This is a genomic window from Lonsdalea quercina subsp. quercina, from assembly GCF_000688695.1.
GTDB lineage: Bacteria > Pseudomonadota > Gammaproteobacteria > Enterobacterales > Enterobacteriaceae > Lonsdalea > Lonsdalea quercina_D.
Map to the genome: position 1 here is coordinate 15,925 of NZ_JIBQ01000019.1, position 11,624 is coordinate 27,548.

An 11,624-nucleotide genomic window follows, 5' to 3' on the forward strand; every position below is an offset into this window, starting at 1 on the left:
AAATTAACCAAGAGGTTAAGGATACAAAGATGTCTAACTATCAGCATACGAAAGGTCGGATAAAGGATAACGCGATTGAAGCGTTGCTTCATGACCCGTTATTCAGGCAGCGTGTGGAGAAAAAAGTGAAAGGTAAAGGAAGCTATCAACGGAAATGTAAGCACAAAAATGCAGGGGGCGGTAACTGGGAGGCCAGTGGTAAAAATGAACGCTTTTTACCACTGGCTTTCGGGTTTTGAAGGCAACAAACTTTCCTCTCAAAACCCGGCTGAATAATTCAGCCACTTACATATGGTTTATTTACTTTGCTCTTTAAGCAGATCGCGGATTTCTGCTAATAACGTTTCTTCCGCAGAAGGTTTTGGCGGAGCCGTCGGTTTCTCTTCCTCTTTGCGACGCATTTTGTTCATTAAATTAATAGCGACAAAAATGGCGAGCGCGACAATGATGAAGTCAAAAATATTCTGAATGAACACACCGTAGTTCATTACTACAGCGGGAATGTTGTCATGGGCTTCACGTAATACTAGATGAAATTGCTTGAAGTCGATCCCACCGATCAATAAGCCCAGTGGTGGCATGATGATATCAGAAACTAAAGAAGAGACGATTTTACCAAAAGCCGCGCCAATAATGACACCGACAGCTAAATCTACTACGTTCCCGCGCATCGCAAACTCGCGAAACCCTTTCAAGAAACTCATTGTAATTCTCCCAATAAAATAGTTACTTCAATCATTCTAACAAGAGCTGACGGATTTTCCATTTACCGCCATATCCAGGCTACTCCTGCTAATTTTTACAAGAAGAAAGGACTCGGCTGGAACAAGCGTTCAACGTCAGAAACATATTTCTTGTCCGTCAAGAACATGATGACGTGATCGCCTTGCTCTATCTGGGTTTTACCGGTGGCGATGATCACATTGTCACCCCGCACTATGGCCCCAATTGTTGTACCTGGCGGGAGCTTGATATTTTCGACGGTACGACCAACCACTTTTGAAGTGCCTTCGTCCCCGTGTGCAATGGCTTCGATAGCTTCCGCGGCGCCTCGACGTAGTGATGACACGCTAACAATATCCGCTTTACGTACATGCCCCAGCAAAGCAGAAATTGTCGCCTGCTGAGGTGATATAGCGACATCTATCGCACTCCCCTGCACAAGATCGACATACGCCCGGCGCTGGATCAGCACCATTGCTTTTTTGGCACCCAGGCGCTTGGCAAGCATGGATGACATGATATTCGCTTCGTCATCGTTCGTGATGGCGATGAAAACGTCCATTTGCTCAACATGCTCTTGCGCCAGAAGTTCCTGATCGGAAGCATCGCCGTGAAAGACAATGGTATTTTGCAGAAGCTCAGCCAGCTCTGCGGCCCGCTGCTCATTTTTTTCAATTAGTTTTACGCTGTAGTCTTTTTCCAGCTTGTGCGCCAAACCAGCCCCAACGTTACCTCCCCCTACAATCATGATGCGTTTGTAGGGTTTCTCCAGACGCTGCAATTCGCTCATCACCGCGCGAATGTGCTGTGAGGCGGCGACAAAAAATACCTCGTCACCTGCTTCAATTACTGTGGATGCTTGTGGCCTGATAGGTCTGTCATGGCGGAAAATGGCGGCGACCTGAGTATCGATATGGGGAATATGTTCGCGCATCGATGAGATGGCGCTTCCCACTAACGGTCCACCGTAGTACGCGTTAACGGCGGCGATACTCACTTTTCCTTCGGCAAAGTTCACGACCTGCAGTGCGCCTGGGTATTCGATGAGTTTATAAATGTTTTCAATCACCAACTGTTCGGGGGAAATCAAGTGATCGATAGGAACCGCATCAGACTGAAATAGCTGCTCGGATTCTCGGATATAATCGGCAGAGCGAATGCGAGCAATACGATTCGGAGTGTGAAATAGCGTATACGCCACCTGACAAGCCACCATATTGGTTTCATCCGAGCTGGTCACGGCTACCAGCATATCGGCATCTTCCGCGCCTGCCTCACGCAAGATTCGAGGATGGGAGGCGTATCCGGTGACTACGCGCAGGTCGAATTTATCCTGCAGCTGACGCAGACGCGTCATATCGGTGTCTACAACCGTAATATCGTTGTTTTCTCCCGACAAGTTTTCCGCCAGTGTCCCGCCAACTTGTCCTGCACCAAGAATAATAATTTTCATCGCTTTTTTGCCGTGTAATGTGTTGACCCGGATTGAGACAATGATAAGAAATCGTGTCAGCCTTTGGTCAGCTTCGCATAGAAGAAACCATCGCCACCTTCAGGGGTGGGGATACATTGAATGCCCGGTCGTTCGATATTGCCGGTATCCATCAGTGTGGCGTCGGCATGACGCGCCAGGAATGCCGTTATCTGCTGTTGGTTCTCTTCAGGTAATATCGAACAGGTCGCGTAGACCAGTGTTCCGCCGGACTTCAGGTAGGGCCAGATAGCATCAAGTATCTCTGCTTGCAGCGTGGACAGCTCCTGGATATCGCTATCGCGACGCAGCCACTTTATGTCCTGATGACGGCGAATGACCCCTGTGGCTGAACAGGGTGCATCAAGAAGGATGCGATCAAACGTTTGGCCCTCGCACCAGTCGGCAGGTTGGCGGCCATCTCCCTGACGTATTGTTGCTTTAAGACGGAGCCGCTCTAGATTCTCTTTCACACGTTCTAAACGTTTAGTGTCGACATCCACAGCCATAACCTGAGCCTCTGGCGCAGCTTCAAGTATATGCGTAGTTTTGCCGCCTGGAGCAGCGCACAAGTCCAGAATGGATTCACCGTTTTTGGGCGCAAGCCAGTGTACACAACCTTGTGCCGATGCATCCTGCACGGTTACCCAGCCATCGGCAAATCCTGGCAGCGCGGACACAGCGCTGGGGGCCAGCAGACGGATAGCATCCGGGTTTTCGTCATGGGCGACAGCGGCCAACCCCGATTCAGACAGTAACTGAAGGTATTCGTCCCGAGTGTGGTGCAGCCGGTTGACTCGCAGCCACATTGGCGGTTTCTGATTGTTGGCGTCGAGGATGCCTTCCCATTGTGTGGGATAGGCGTCCCGGATACGTTTTAACAACCAACTGGGGTGCAAATGTGCACTCTCTAGGCCCGATGCCTGTTCCACTAACGAATCCTGCTGACGCTGGAACTGACGTAGGACACCATTAATCAGTCCTTTCATCTGAGGACGTTTGAGTGCAACGGCGCCGTTTACCGTTTCCGCCAACGCGGCATGCGCAGGGATTCGGGTAAAAATCATCTGATAAATCCCGACCATCAACAGATAATGTAATGTCCGCTGCTTTCCCACCATTGGCTTGGCCATCAACTGCTGGATATACCACTCTAACTGCGGAAGAACGCGTAAGGTGCCGAAGCACAATTCTTGCAACAGCGCGCGATCTTTTTCGGAGATGTTCTTTTGCAAAACGGGCAGGACAGCGCTGAGAGACTGACCTTGATCCAACACCTGGCCGATGGCTTTGGCTGCAATACTGCGTAGGTTGTAATTGTTTTTCATAGGCTAAAGCGGATATCGATCGGTGTTATAGGAATAAAACGCCCGGTGATTAGTCACCAGGCGATGGGGATGATTTACAGCTGATTTCCCGGGGTGAACCATTCACGGCGTGAATTTAACAGGTCCTGCGTCGACATCGGTTTTTTGCCCGCCGGCTGTAGCTGCGTCAGATTGAGAATCCCATCTGAGGTTGCCACCTGGATACCCTGCTTATCGGCCTGCAAGATAGTGCCTGGAATCGCCTGGCATGCCGTAGCGATGACATTGGCCTGCCACACCTTTACCGGCAGATCGTCGATGATGAAATAACTGATCGGCCAAGGATTAAATGCTCGAATACAGCGCTCCAGCTGATCGGCCGAGAGCGACCAGTCGAGTCGGGCTTCCTCTTTGCTCAACTTCTCTGCATAGGTTGCCTGTTTTTCATCCTGAACTTCCGCACGCACCTGAGATGTCGACAGTTGATCAAGCGTAGTCAGCAGACCCTGCGGACCCATTTCAGCCAACTTGGCATAGAGCGTGGCGCTGGTATCTTCCGGGAGAATAGGACACTCCACCTTATGCAGCATGGCTCCGGTATCGAGCCCGGCGTCCATCTGCATGATGGTCACTCCCGTGTGGCTGTCACCCGCCCACAGCGCGCGCTGTATCGGCGCGGCGCCACGCCAGCGCGGCAATAAAGATCCGTGAACGTTTATGCAGCCCAACCGTGGCATATCCAGCACAGCCTGCGGCAGAATTAACCCATAAGCCACAACCACCATCACGTCGGCCTCAAATTCGGCGACAAGCTGCTGATGCTCTGCGGGGCGCAGCGATTTAGGCTGCCTGACCGGAATTGCATGCTGTTCCGCCAGAACTTTTACCGGGCTTGGCGTGAGTTTGTTTCCTCGTCCCGCAGGACGGTCTGGCTGAGTGAATACGCCGACGACCTCATGTTGAGAGGAAAGCAGCGCCTCAAGGTGCTGCGCTGCAAAATCAGGGGTTCCTGCAAAAATAATCCTTAAAGACACGTGGTTTCCGCCTGATAGATGGTTATGCGCGACTGCTTTGTCTGGCCAGCTTTTCCAGCTTCTGCCGGATACGCTGACGTTTTAATGGGGACAGATAATCAATAAACAGCTTACCGACAAGATGGTCCATCTCGTGTTGAATACAAATAGCTAACAGCCCATCTGTTTCAAGCTCGAATGATTCACCGTCACGGTTCAGGGCACGAATTTTGATACGTTCTGCTCGTGAAACCAGAGCGCGAGTTTCTGGGATCGACAAGCAGCCTTCTTCAATGCCTGTGTCTCCGCTTTTTTCAATCAGTTCCGGATTGATCAGCACCAAACGTTCGTTACGTTCTTCCGAAACATCGATCACGATGATGCGCTGGTGAATATCAACCTGCGTAGCGGCCAGGCCAATGCCTTCTTCTTCGTACATCGTGTCGAACATATCGTCCACGATACGTTGAGTTTCTGCATTAACTTCTTTGACGGGCTTTGCGATTGTGCGAAGCCGCTCGTCCGGGAAATGTAATACCTGCAAGACTGACATATATTTTTAGATCTGTATCCGAGTGATGAGAGAAAGTTCTGGCCTCTATTCTAGACATTTCCGGTTCTGATTGACAGTATCCGCCATGATTAGCACTGCAGGACGCGGAGCGGAAAATGACGGATACGGAAGTATGGTTGCGTCTGGCGTCGGTGAGTCGATTAGGGGCCAGAAAAATTGCTCAGTTGGTGAGTCAGATAAAAGAGGCTTGTGGTTGTTCGCCCGCTTTTCTGCAGGGATTAGGGTTGTCAGAATCTCAGGCACAGCAGTTTTTGGGCTATGAGCATGCGAAGGTCGAGGCTGTTTTACGCTGGCTTGAACATCCCTCACATTCGCTCGTCTTCTTCGGCACGATGGAATATCCCTTTCTGCTAAGTAATATCAGTTCACCACCGCCCATGTTGTATGTCATCGGTGATACAACGCTCTTGGTTTCAGCTCAAATAGCGATAGTTGGCAGTCGGAACCACAGTGCTTACGGGGAACAGTGGGGGCAGTTTTTCGCTCAGGAATTCAGTCTGAGTCAATTGACTATCACCAGCGGACTTGCGGTCGGTATTGACGGGATTGCTCATCAGGCCGCGCTGGATACGGGCGGAAAGACAATCGCCGTTCTGGGGAGCGGGATGAATCACCTGTATCCAAGACGCCATAAGCCTTTAGCCGAGAGCATTGTCGAGCAGGGCGGAGCATTAGTTTCTGAGTTTGCGCTGGATACCAGACCGCTGCCGATCAATTTTCCTCGTAGAAATCGTATTATTAGCGGCCTGAGTCAGGGCGTGCTGGTGGTCGAAGCTTCCCGGCGTAGCGGGTCTCTGGTGACAGCGCGTTACGCCCTTGAGCAAAACAGGGAGGTGTTTGCTCTGCCGGGGCCGATTGGTAATGTGATGATGGAGGGGACGCACTGGTTAATTCAGCAAGGAGCGTACTTGGTCACCCATCCAAAAGACGTCATTGAACAGCTTGGTAGCGATCTTCATTGGTTAACGGAGACGTCCGATGCAGATAAGGCAATTATTTGTTCACAGGAGAGCGAAGTTGAATTGCCATTTGCTGATGTGTTGGCTAACGTAGGAGATGAGGTTACACCTGTTGACGTTGTCGCTGAACGTGCCGGCCAACCTGTGCCAGAAGTAGTCGGTAAACTACTGAGTCTGGAGTTAGCAGGGTGGATCGCAGCTGTACCCGGCGGCTATGTCCGATTAAGGAGGGCAGGCCATGTTCGACGTACTCATGTACTTGTTTGAAACTTATATTCACAATGAAACTGAAATGCGTGTCGACCAAGATACGTTGACTGATGACCTCACTCGCGCTGGATTTGATCGCAACGATATATACAGTGCGTTGGATTGGTTAGAAAAATTAGCGGATATCCAAGAGGGGCAGACGCCTCCGTTGGCGTTGGCGAGCGATCCCCTGGCATTACGTATTTATACGCCGGAAGAAGAGCAACGGCTGGACGTCGAATGTCGTGGTTTTCTTCTTTTTCTCGAACAGATTCAGGTATTGAGTTTAGAAACCCGGGAGATGGTGATTGATCGGGTGATGGCGCTCGAAACCCAAGAGTTCGATTTGGATGACCTTAAATGGGTTATTCTGATGGTGCTATTTAATGTGCCTGGCTGTGAAAATGCCTATCAGCAAATGGAAGATTTACTTTTTGAAGCCAACGAAGGTTATGTGCAGTAAACCCCTCTCAAGGGGAACCCATGGTTAAGCCGACACTTTTCGCTGAGAAAAAACAGCAGTGTCCGGAATGCGGTGGTGACTTGGTTATCCGTTCCGGCCGACATGGACCTTTTCTGGGTTGTTCCCACTATCCCGAATGTGAATACATCCGCCCGCTCAAAGCGCAAGCGGATGGTCACGTTGTAAAAATACTGGATGGTCAGCTCTGTCCCGAATGCCAGTCAACGCTGGTGTTACGCCAGGGGCGCTACGGTATGTTTATCGGGTGTTCTCAATACCCCGAATGCAGTCATACGGAAACGATCGACAGGCCGGATGAAACTGCACTTAGCTGTCCTCAGTGTCATCAGGGAAAGTTACTGCAACGTAAATCGCGTTATGGCAAAACGTTCCATTCGTGCGACCGCTATCCTGAATGCCGGTTCGCCATTAATAATCAGCCGGTGGCGGGCGAATGTGAGTATTGCCACTATCCCCTATTAATCGAGAAGAAAACGGCGCATGGCGTAAAGCAATTCTGCGCTAGCAAGTCATGTGGCAAACCCGTATCAACAGAGACGTCCGACAGCAATGAATAACAATATCCCCCTCGATCAGTGGTCCCTCCTGTTGAAAAATCTGGAGGATCACAAGGTGATCGCTTATCCGACCGAAGCTGTCTTTGGTCTGGGATGCGATCCGGATAGTGAGATCGCCGTGCAGCGGCTGTTGGATCTGAAACGTCGTCCCTGGCAGAAGGGGTTGATCCTGATCGCTGCAGAATTTCAGCAGTTGGAACCTTATGTGGATGTTTCCGTGCTCTCACAGACGCAGTTAAATGCCGTTTTTTCCACCTGGCCGGGGCCGGTGACTTGGGTTATGCCGACGAAACCTGGCACGCCTCAGTGGCTGACCGGAGAATTCACAACGCTGGCGGTGCGAGTTACTGACCATCCTTTAGTCGTTGAGCTCTGCCGTCGGTTTGGCAAACCAGTGGTTTCCACGAGTGCGAATCTGAGTGGCAAGCCGCCATGTCGTACAGCTCAAGATGTATCTGAGCAGTTCGGAAAAGCATTTCCCGTATTGGAAGGCCCGATTGGTGGTCGTCAAAATCCATCAGAAATTCGCGATGCCTTAACGGGTTCAATGGTACGTCCGGGCTAAAAGGAAATGTGTCATGTCATCTGAAGTTAAAGCTTTCGCGGTGTTCGGTAACCCTATCGCGCACAGTAAATCTCCTCAGATCCACGCTCTGTTTGCTCATCAGACCGGAATACCACTATCGTATGAGCGGCTTCTGGCCCCGGTTGAACAGTTTGAACAGACGCTGCATGCGTTTTTTCAGACAGGTGCTGGCGCCAATGTAACGACGCCATTCAAAGAGCGAGCCTGCATCGCCATGGGCGCCTTGAGCGAGCGAGCCAAAGCGGCGGGCGCTGTAAATACCATCAAGAAAAGGGATGATGGCACGTTGTATGGTGACAACACTGACGGCATTGGCCTGTTGAGCGATTTAGAGCAGAACAGGTTAATCCAACCCGGTTTCCACGTGTTGTTGATTGGCGCTGGTGGCGCGGCGAGAGGCGTTATTCAGCCCCTGTTGGCCTACGGCTGTTCGATCACGGTAGCCAATCGCACGCAGAGCCGCGCTGAGGCACTGGTTAAACATTTCTGCGATAACGGAAATATCCGGGCGGTGCCTTTGAATGAACTCACCGATGAGGGGTTTGATCTCATTGTTAACGCCACGTCGTCAGGTATTGCGGGTGATGTCCCTGCATTGCCTGAATCTCTTGTGAGTCGCGAGGTTCATTGTTATGACATGTTTTATGCCTCAGGGCTGACTCCCTTCCTCAAGTGGTGTTCTGGATTGGGCGTTAAAAAGTATGCAGACGGTTTAGGCATGTTGGTATGGCAGGCTGCCCATGCTTATGAGCTATGGCATGGGATACTGCCAGACGCTGCTGCGGTGATCCAACAAATGAAGCGAGAACTTGAGCAGTGAACCAATCCATTCAATTTCCCGACCGTGAAGAGTGGGATGAAGGCACTCAGGCCATCCGCTTCCCCGTACAGGTCAATGGATTTCAACGTGAATGTGTTCTGCGGGCGGCATCCATCCAGCAGCGGTTTGGCGGGGCTAATCGCAAAGAGTGGCTTTCTCTATTCCTATCGAACCGCTGGGATTTAGAAGAGGAGTTTGAGAGCCTGATTGTCAATGAAATTGAGGACGCCGACGGCCGATTTGTGCTTTAGTCGTTAAGGTATTCATCTTTCCACCGTACATAGTTGTTGGCGGAATAAACTAGCCCATCAATTTCCTCTGAGGTTAGCGGTCGTATTTTTCTGGCTGGACTCCCCAAGTAAAGATAACCGCTCTCCAGTCGCTTGCCTGGCGCCACCAAACTTCCGGCGCCTATTATCACCTCGTCCTCGATCACAGCGCGATCCAGAATGATGGATCCCATTCCCACCAGAACGCGATTTCCGATCGTACAGCCATGCAACATCACTTTATGACCGACAGTGACGTCTTCCCCAATCACCAATGGATTGCCGCTTTCGTTTTTGGTGGATCGATGAGTGACATGTAATACGCTGCCGTCTTGAATGTTGGTGCGTTCGCCGATAAGGATCGTGTTGACGTCCCCGCGAATGGCGACGAGAGGCCATATGCTGACATCGTTTGCCAGAGAGACATCACCGATCACAACGCTGGAGGGATCGATCATGACTCTCTCACCTACCGTTGGGGTAAGATTTTTGAAGGGGCGAAGGGTCTTCGTCATGACTGATTACCTCACAGATGAAAGACATTTTGCCGAAATAAGCAGATTTGGAGTCAGAAAATAGCCTTCGATGCGTAAGATCTCAACGGAAAGATGAAAAAAACAGCGAACGATAAAAAAGATCTAAATAGGGGGTTGTGCAACCCGGAGAGATCCCTATAATGCGCTCCCACTGACACGGCACAGCGGACAACGCGACGCGGTGACAGTCGGAGAAAAACGAAGAAAGTCGTTGACTCTGAATGAGGTAAGCGTAATATACGCGGCCTCACGTTAGTCGCCACGGCGGCAACGAAACGCTCTTTAACAATTTAATCAGACAATCTGTGTGGGCACTCACAAGACACTATCGCAACTAGATACGAAAAAGTCTTGAAGAGTGAACAACAGTTAATTCATTACGAATAAACAGTAAATTCTTTGAGCATCGCTATTAACTTAGCAAATCAAGCTTNTAATTGAAGAGTTTGATCATGGCTCAGATTGAANGCTGGCGGCAGGCCTAACNCATGCAAGTCGAGCGGCAGCGGAAGGAAGCTTGCTTCCTTGCCGGCGAGCGGCGGACGGGTGAGTAATGTCTGGGGATCTGCCCGATGGAGGGGGATAACTACTGGAAACGGTAGCTAATACCGCATAACGTCGCAAGACCAAAGTGGGGGACCTTCGGGCCTCACACCATCGGATGAACCCAGATGGGATTAGCTAGTAGGCGGGGTAAAGGCCCACCTAGGCGACGATCTCTAGCTGGNCTGAGAGGATGACCAGCCACACTGGAACTGAGACACGGTCCAGACTCCTACGGGAGGCAGCAGTGGGGAATATTGCACAATGGGGGAAACCCTGATGCAGCCATGCCGCGTGTATGAAGAAGGCCTTCGGGTTGTAAAGTACTTTCAGCGGGGAGGAAGGCAGTGAACTTAATACGTTCACTGATTGACGTTACCCGCAGAAGAAGCACCGGCTAACTCCGTGCCAGCAGCCGCGGTAATACGGAGGGTGCAAGCGTTAATCGGAATGACTGGGCGTAAAGCGCACGCAGGCGGTTTGTTAAGTCAGATGTGAAATCCCCGAGCTTAACTTGGGAACTGCATTTGAAACTGGCAAGCTAGAGTCTTGNAGAGGGGGGTAGAATTCCAGGTGTAGCGGTGAAATGCGTAGAGATCTGGAGGAATACCGGTGGCGAAGGCGGCCCCCTGGACAAAGACTGACGCTCAGGTGCGAAAGCGTGGGGAGCAAACAGGATTAGATACCCTGGTAGTCCACGCTGTAAACGATGTCGACTTGGAGGTTGCGGTCTTGAACTGTGGCTTCCGGAGCTAACGCGTTAAGNCGACCGCCTGGGGAGTACGGCCGCAAGGTTAAAACTCAAATGAATTGACGGGGGCCCGCACAAGCGGTGGAGCATGTGGTTTAATTCGATGCAACGCGAAGAACCTTACCTACTCTTGACATCCAGAGAACTTGGCAGAGATGCCTTGGTGCCTTCGGGAACTCTGAGACAGGTGCTGCATGGCTGTCGTCAGCTCGTGTTGTGAAATGTTGGGTTAAGTCCCGCAACGAGCGCAACCCTTATCCTTTGTTGCCAGCGATTCGGTCGGGAACTCAAAGGAGACTGCCGGTGATAAACCGGAGGAAGGTGGGGATGACGTCAAGTCATCATGGCCCTTACGAGTAGGGCTACACACGTGCTACAATGGCGCATACAAAGAGAAGCGAACTTGCGAGAGTAAGCGGACCTCATAAAGTGCGTCGTAGTCCGGATTGGAGTCTGCAACTCGACTCCATGAAGTCGGAATCGCTAGTAATCGTAGATCAGAATGCTACGGTGAATACGTTCCCGGGCCTTGTACACACCGCCCGTCACACCATGGGAGTGGGTTGCAAAAGAAGTAGGTAGCTTAACCTTCGGGAGGGCGCTTACCACTTTGTGATTCATGACTGGGGTGAAGTCTTAACAAGGTAACCGTAGGGGAACCTGCGGTTGGATCACCTCCTTACCAAAGTGAAGTGCTAGTGAAGTGCTCACACAGATTGTCTGATGAAAAAGCAAGAGCAAAAGCGCACCTGTTGATGATGAGTCTCTGACTCATGCTGATG

At 51.0% G+C, this 11,624-nt stretch carries 13 protein-coding genes and 1 rRNA gene; 8 read left to right on the top strand and 6 right to left on the bottom strand.

Translation table 11 applies throughout. The annotated features are described in order from the left end of the window. Nucleotides 1-29: 29 nt before the first annotated feature. The gene (locus SB13_RS16315) at nt 30-239 is read left to right on the top strand and encodes an alternative ribosome-rescue factor A (protein WP_026741362.1); all 210 of its coding nucleotides are present in this window, start codon (nt 30-32) and stop codon (nt 237-239) included. Nucleotides 240-296: 57 nt separating this feature from the next. Here the strand turns inward: SB13_RS16315 and mscL are convergent, their stop codons facing one another. The 5 genes from mscL to def form a co-directional block, all read right to left on the bottom strand. Beyond that, a complete protein-coding gene (mscL, locus tag SB13_RS16320) occupies nt 297-704 on the bottom strand; it encodes a large-conductance mechanosensitive channel protein MscL (protein ID WP_026741363.1) in 408 nt (135 codons plus the stop codon). A gap of 95 nt (nt 705-799) precedes the next feature. Further along, nucleotides 800-2,209 (bottom strand): Trk system potassium transporter TrkA, encoded by a 1,410-nt coding sequence (gene trkA, locus SB13_RS16325; RefSeq protein WP_235202427.1) that lies wholly within the window; start codon nt 2,207-2,209, stop codon nt 800-802. Nucleotides 2,210-2,232: 23 nt separating this feature from the next. Then, nucleotides 2,233-3,522: a 16S rRNA (cytosine(967)-C(5))-methyltransferase RsmB gene (gene rsmB / locus SB13_RS16330; RefSeq protein WP_026741365.1), complete on the bottom strand. Its 1,290-nt coding sequence runs from the start codon at nt 3,520-3,522 to the stop codon at nt 2,233-2,235. Nucleotides 3,523-3,596: 74 nt separating this feature from the next. Then, nucleotides 3,597-4,535, bottom strand: a complete 939-nt coding sequence (gene fmt, locus SB13_RS16335; RefSeq protein ID WP_026741366.1) for a methionyl-tRNA formyltransferase — start codon at nt 4,533-4,535, stop codon at nt 3,597-3,599. Between the two features lie 22 nt (nt 4,536-4,557). After that, nucleotides 4,558-5,067 (bottom strand): peptide deformylase, encoded by a 510-nt coding sequence (gene def / locus SB13_RS16340; RefSeq protein ID WP_026741367.1) that lies wholly within the window; start codon nt 5,065-5,067, stop codon nt 4,558-4,560. Nucleotides 5,068-5,183: 116 nt separating this feature from the next. Between def and dprA the strand changes: the two genes are divergently transcribed. From dprA to SB13_RS16365, 6 genes are read left to right on the top strand one after another with little or no spacing between them, the layout of a single operon-like run. Further along, complete coding sequence (dprA, locus tag SB13_RS16345; protein WP_026741368.1) at nt 5,184-6,314, top strand: DNA-protecting protein DprA; 1,131 nt, start codon at nt 5,184-5,186, stop codon at nt 6,312-6,314. Then, on the top strand, nt 6,286-6,759 hold the full coding sequence (gene smg / locus SB13_RS16350) for a DUF494 family protein Smg (protein ID WP_026741369.1): 474 nt from the start codon (nt 6,286-6,288) through the stop codon (nt 6,757-6,759). Before dprA ends, smg begins: the two co-directional genes overlap by 29 nt. Before the next feature lie 20 nt (nt 6,760-6,779). Beyond that, nucleotides 6,780-7,337: a DNA topoisomerase family protein gene (locus tag SB13_RS17480; RefSeq protein ID WP_072000276.1), complete on the top strand. Its 558-nt coding sequence runs from the start codon at nt 6,780-6,782 to the stop codon at nt 7,335-7,337. Then, on the top strand, nt 7,330-7,902 hold the full coding sequence (tsaC, locus tag SB13_RS16355) for an L-threonylcarbamoyladenylate synthase type 1 TsaC (RefSeq protein WP_026741370.1): 573 nt from the start codon (nt 7,330-7,332) through the stop codon (nt 7,900-7,902). The genes SB13_RS17480 and tsaC overlap by 8 nt, the downstream gene beginning before the upstream one ends. 13 nt (nt 7,903-7,915) lie before the next feature. Then, complete coding sequence (gene aroE, locus SB13_RS16360) at nt 7,916-8,743, top strand: shikimate dehydrogenase (RefSeq protein WP_026741371.1); 828 nt, start codon at nt 7,916-7,918, stop codon at nt 8,741-8,743. Then, nucleotides 8,740-8,994: a DUF1488 family protein gene (locus tag SB13_RS16365; protein WP_026741372.1), complete on the top strand. Its 255-nt coding sequence runs from the start codon at nt 8,740-8,742 to the stop codon at nt 8,992-8,994. The genes aroE and SB13_RS16365 overlap by 4 nt, the downstream gene beginning before the upstream one ends. Here SB13_RS16365 and SB13_RS16370 read toward each other — a convergent pair. Beyond that, nucleotides 8,991-9,527, bottom strand: a complete 537-nt coding sequence (locus tag SB13_RS16370; protein WP_026741373.1) for a gamma carbonic anhydrase family protein — start codon at nt 9,525-9,527, stop codon at nt 8,991-8,993. The genes SB13_RS16365 and SB13_RS16370 overlap by 4 nt on opposite strands. Nucleotides 9,528-9,982: 455 nt before the next feature. On the opposite strand from SB13_RS16370, the gene SB13_RS16375 reads away from it, so the two are divergent. Beyond that, nucleotides 9,983-11,524 (top strand): 16S ribosomal RNA (locus tag SB13_RS16375). The last annotated feature ends 100 nt before the right edge of the window (nt 11,525-11,624 follow it).

Coding starts and splice junctions, on each gene's coding strand:
- SB13_RS16315 (WP_026741362.1), top strand. CDS start 30: ATGTCTAACTATCAGCATACGAAAGGTCGGATAAAGGATAACGCGATT.
- mscL (WP_026741363.1), bottom strand. CDS start 704: ATGAGTTTCTTGAAAGGGTTTCGCGAGTTTGCGATGCGCGGGAACGTA.
- rsmB (WP_026741365.1), bottom strand. CDS start 3,522: ATGAAAAACAATTACAACCTACGCAGTATTGCAGCCAAAGCCATCGGC.
- def (WP_026741367.1), bottom strand. CDS start 5,067: ATGTCAGTCTTGCAGGTATTACATTTCCCGGACGAGCGGCTTCGCACA.
- dprA (WP_026741368.1), top strand. CDS start 5,184: ATGACGGATACGGAAGTATGGTTGCGTCTGGCGTCGGTGAGTCGATTA.
- smg (WP_026741369.1), top strand. CDS start 6,286: ATGTTCGACGTACTCATGTACTTGTTTGAAACTTATATTCACAATGAA.
- SB13_RS17480 (WP_072000276.1), top strand. CDS start 6,780: ATGGTTAAGCCGACACTTTTCGCTGAGAAAAAACAGCAGTGTCCGGAA.
- tsaC (WP_026741370.1), top strand. CDS start 7,330: ATGAATAACAATATCCCCCTCGATCAGTGGTCCCTCCTGTTGAAAAAT.
- aroE (WP_026741371.1), top strand. CDS start 7,916: ATGTCATCTGAAGTTAAAGCTTTCGCGGTGTTCGGTAACCCTATCGCG.
- SB13_RS16370 (WP_026741373.1), bottom strand. CDS start 9,527: ATGACGAAGACCCTTCGCCCCTTCAAAAATCTTACCCCAACGGTAGGT.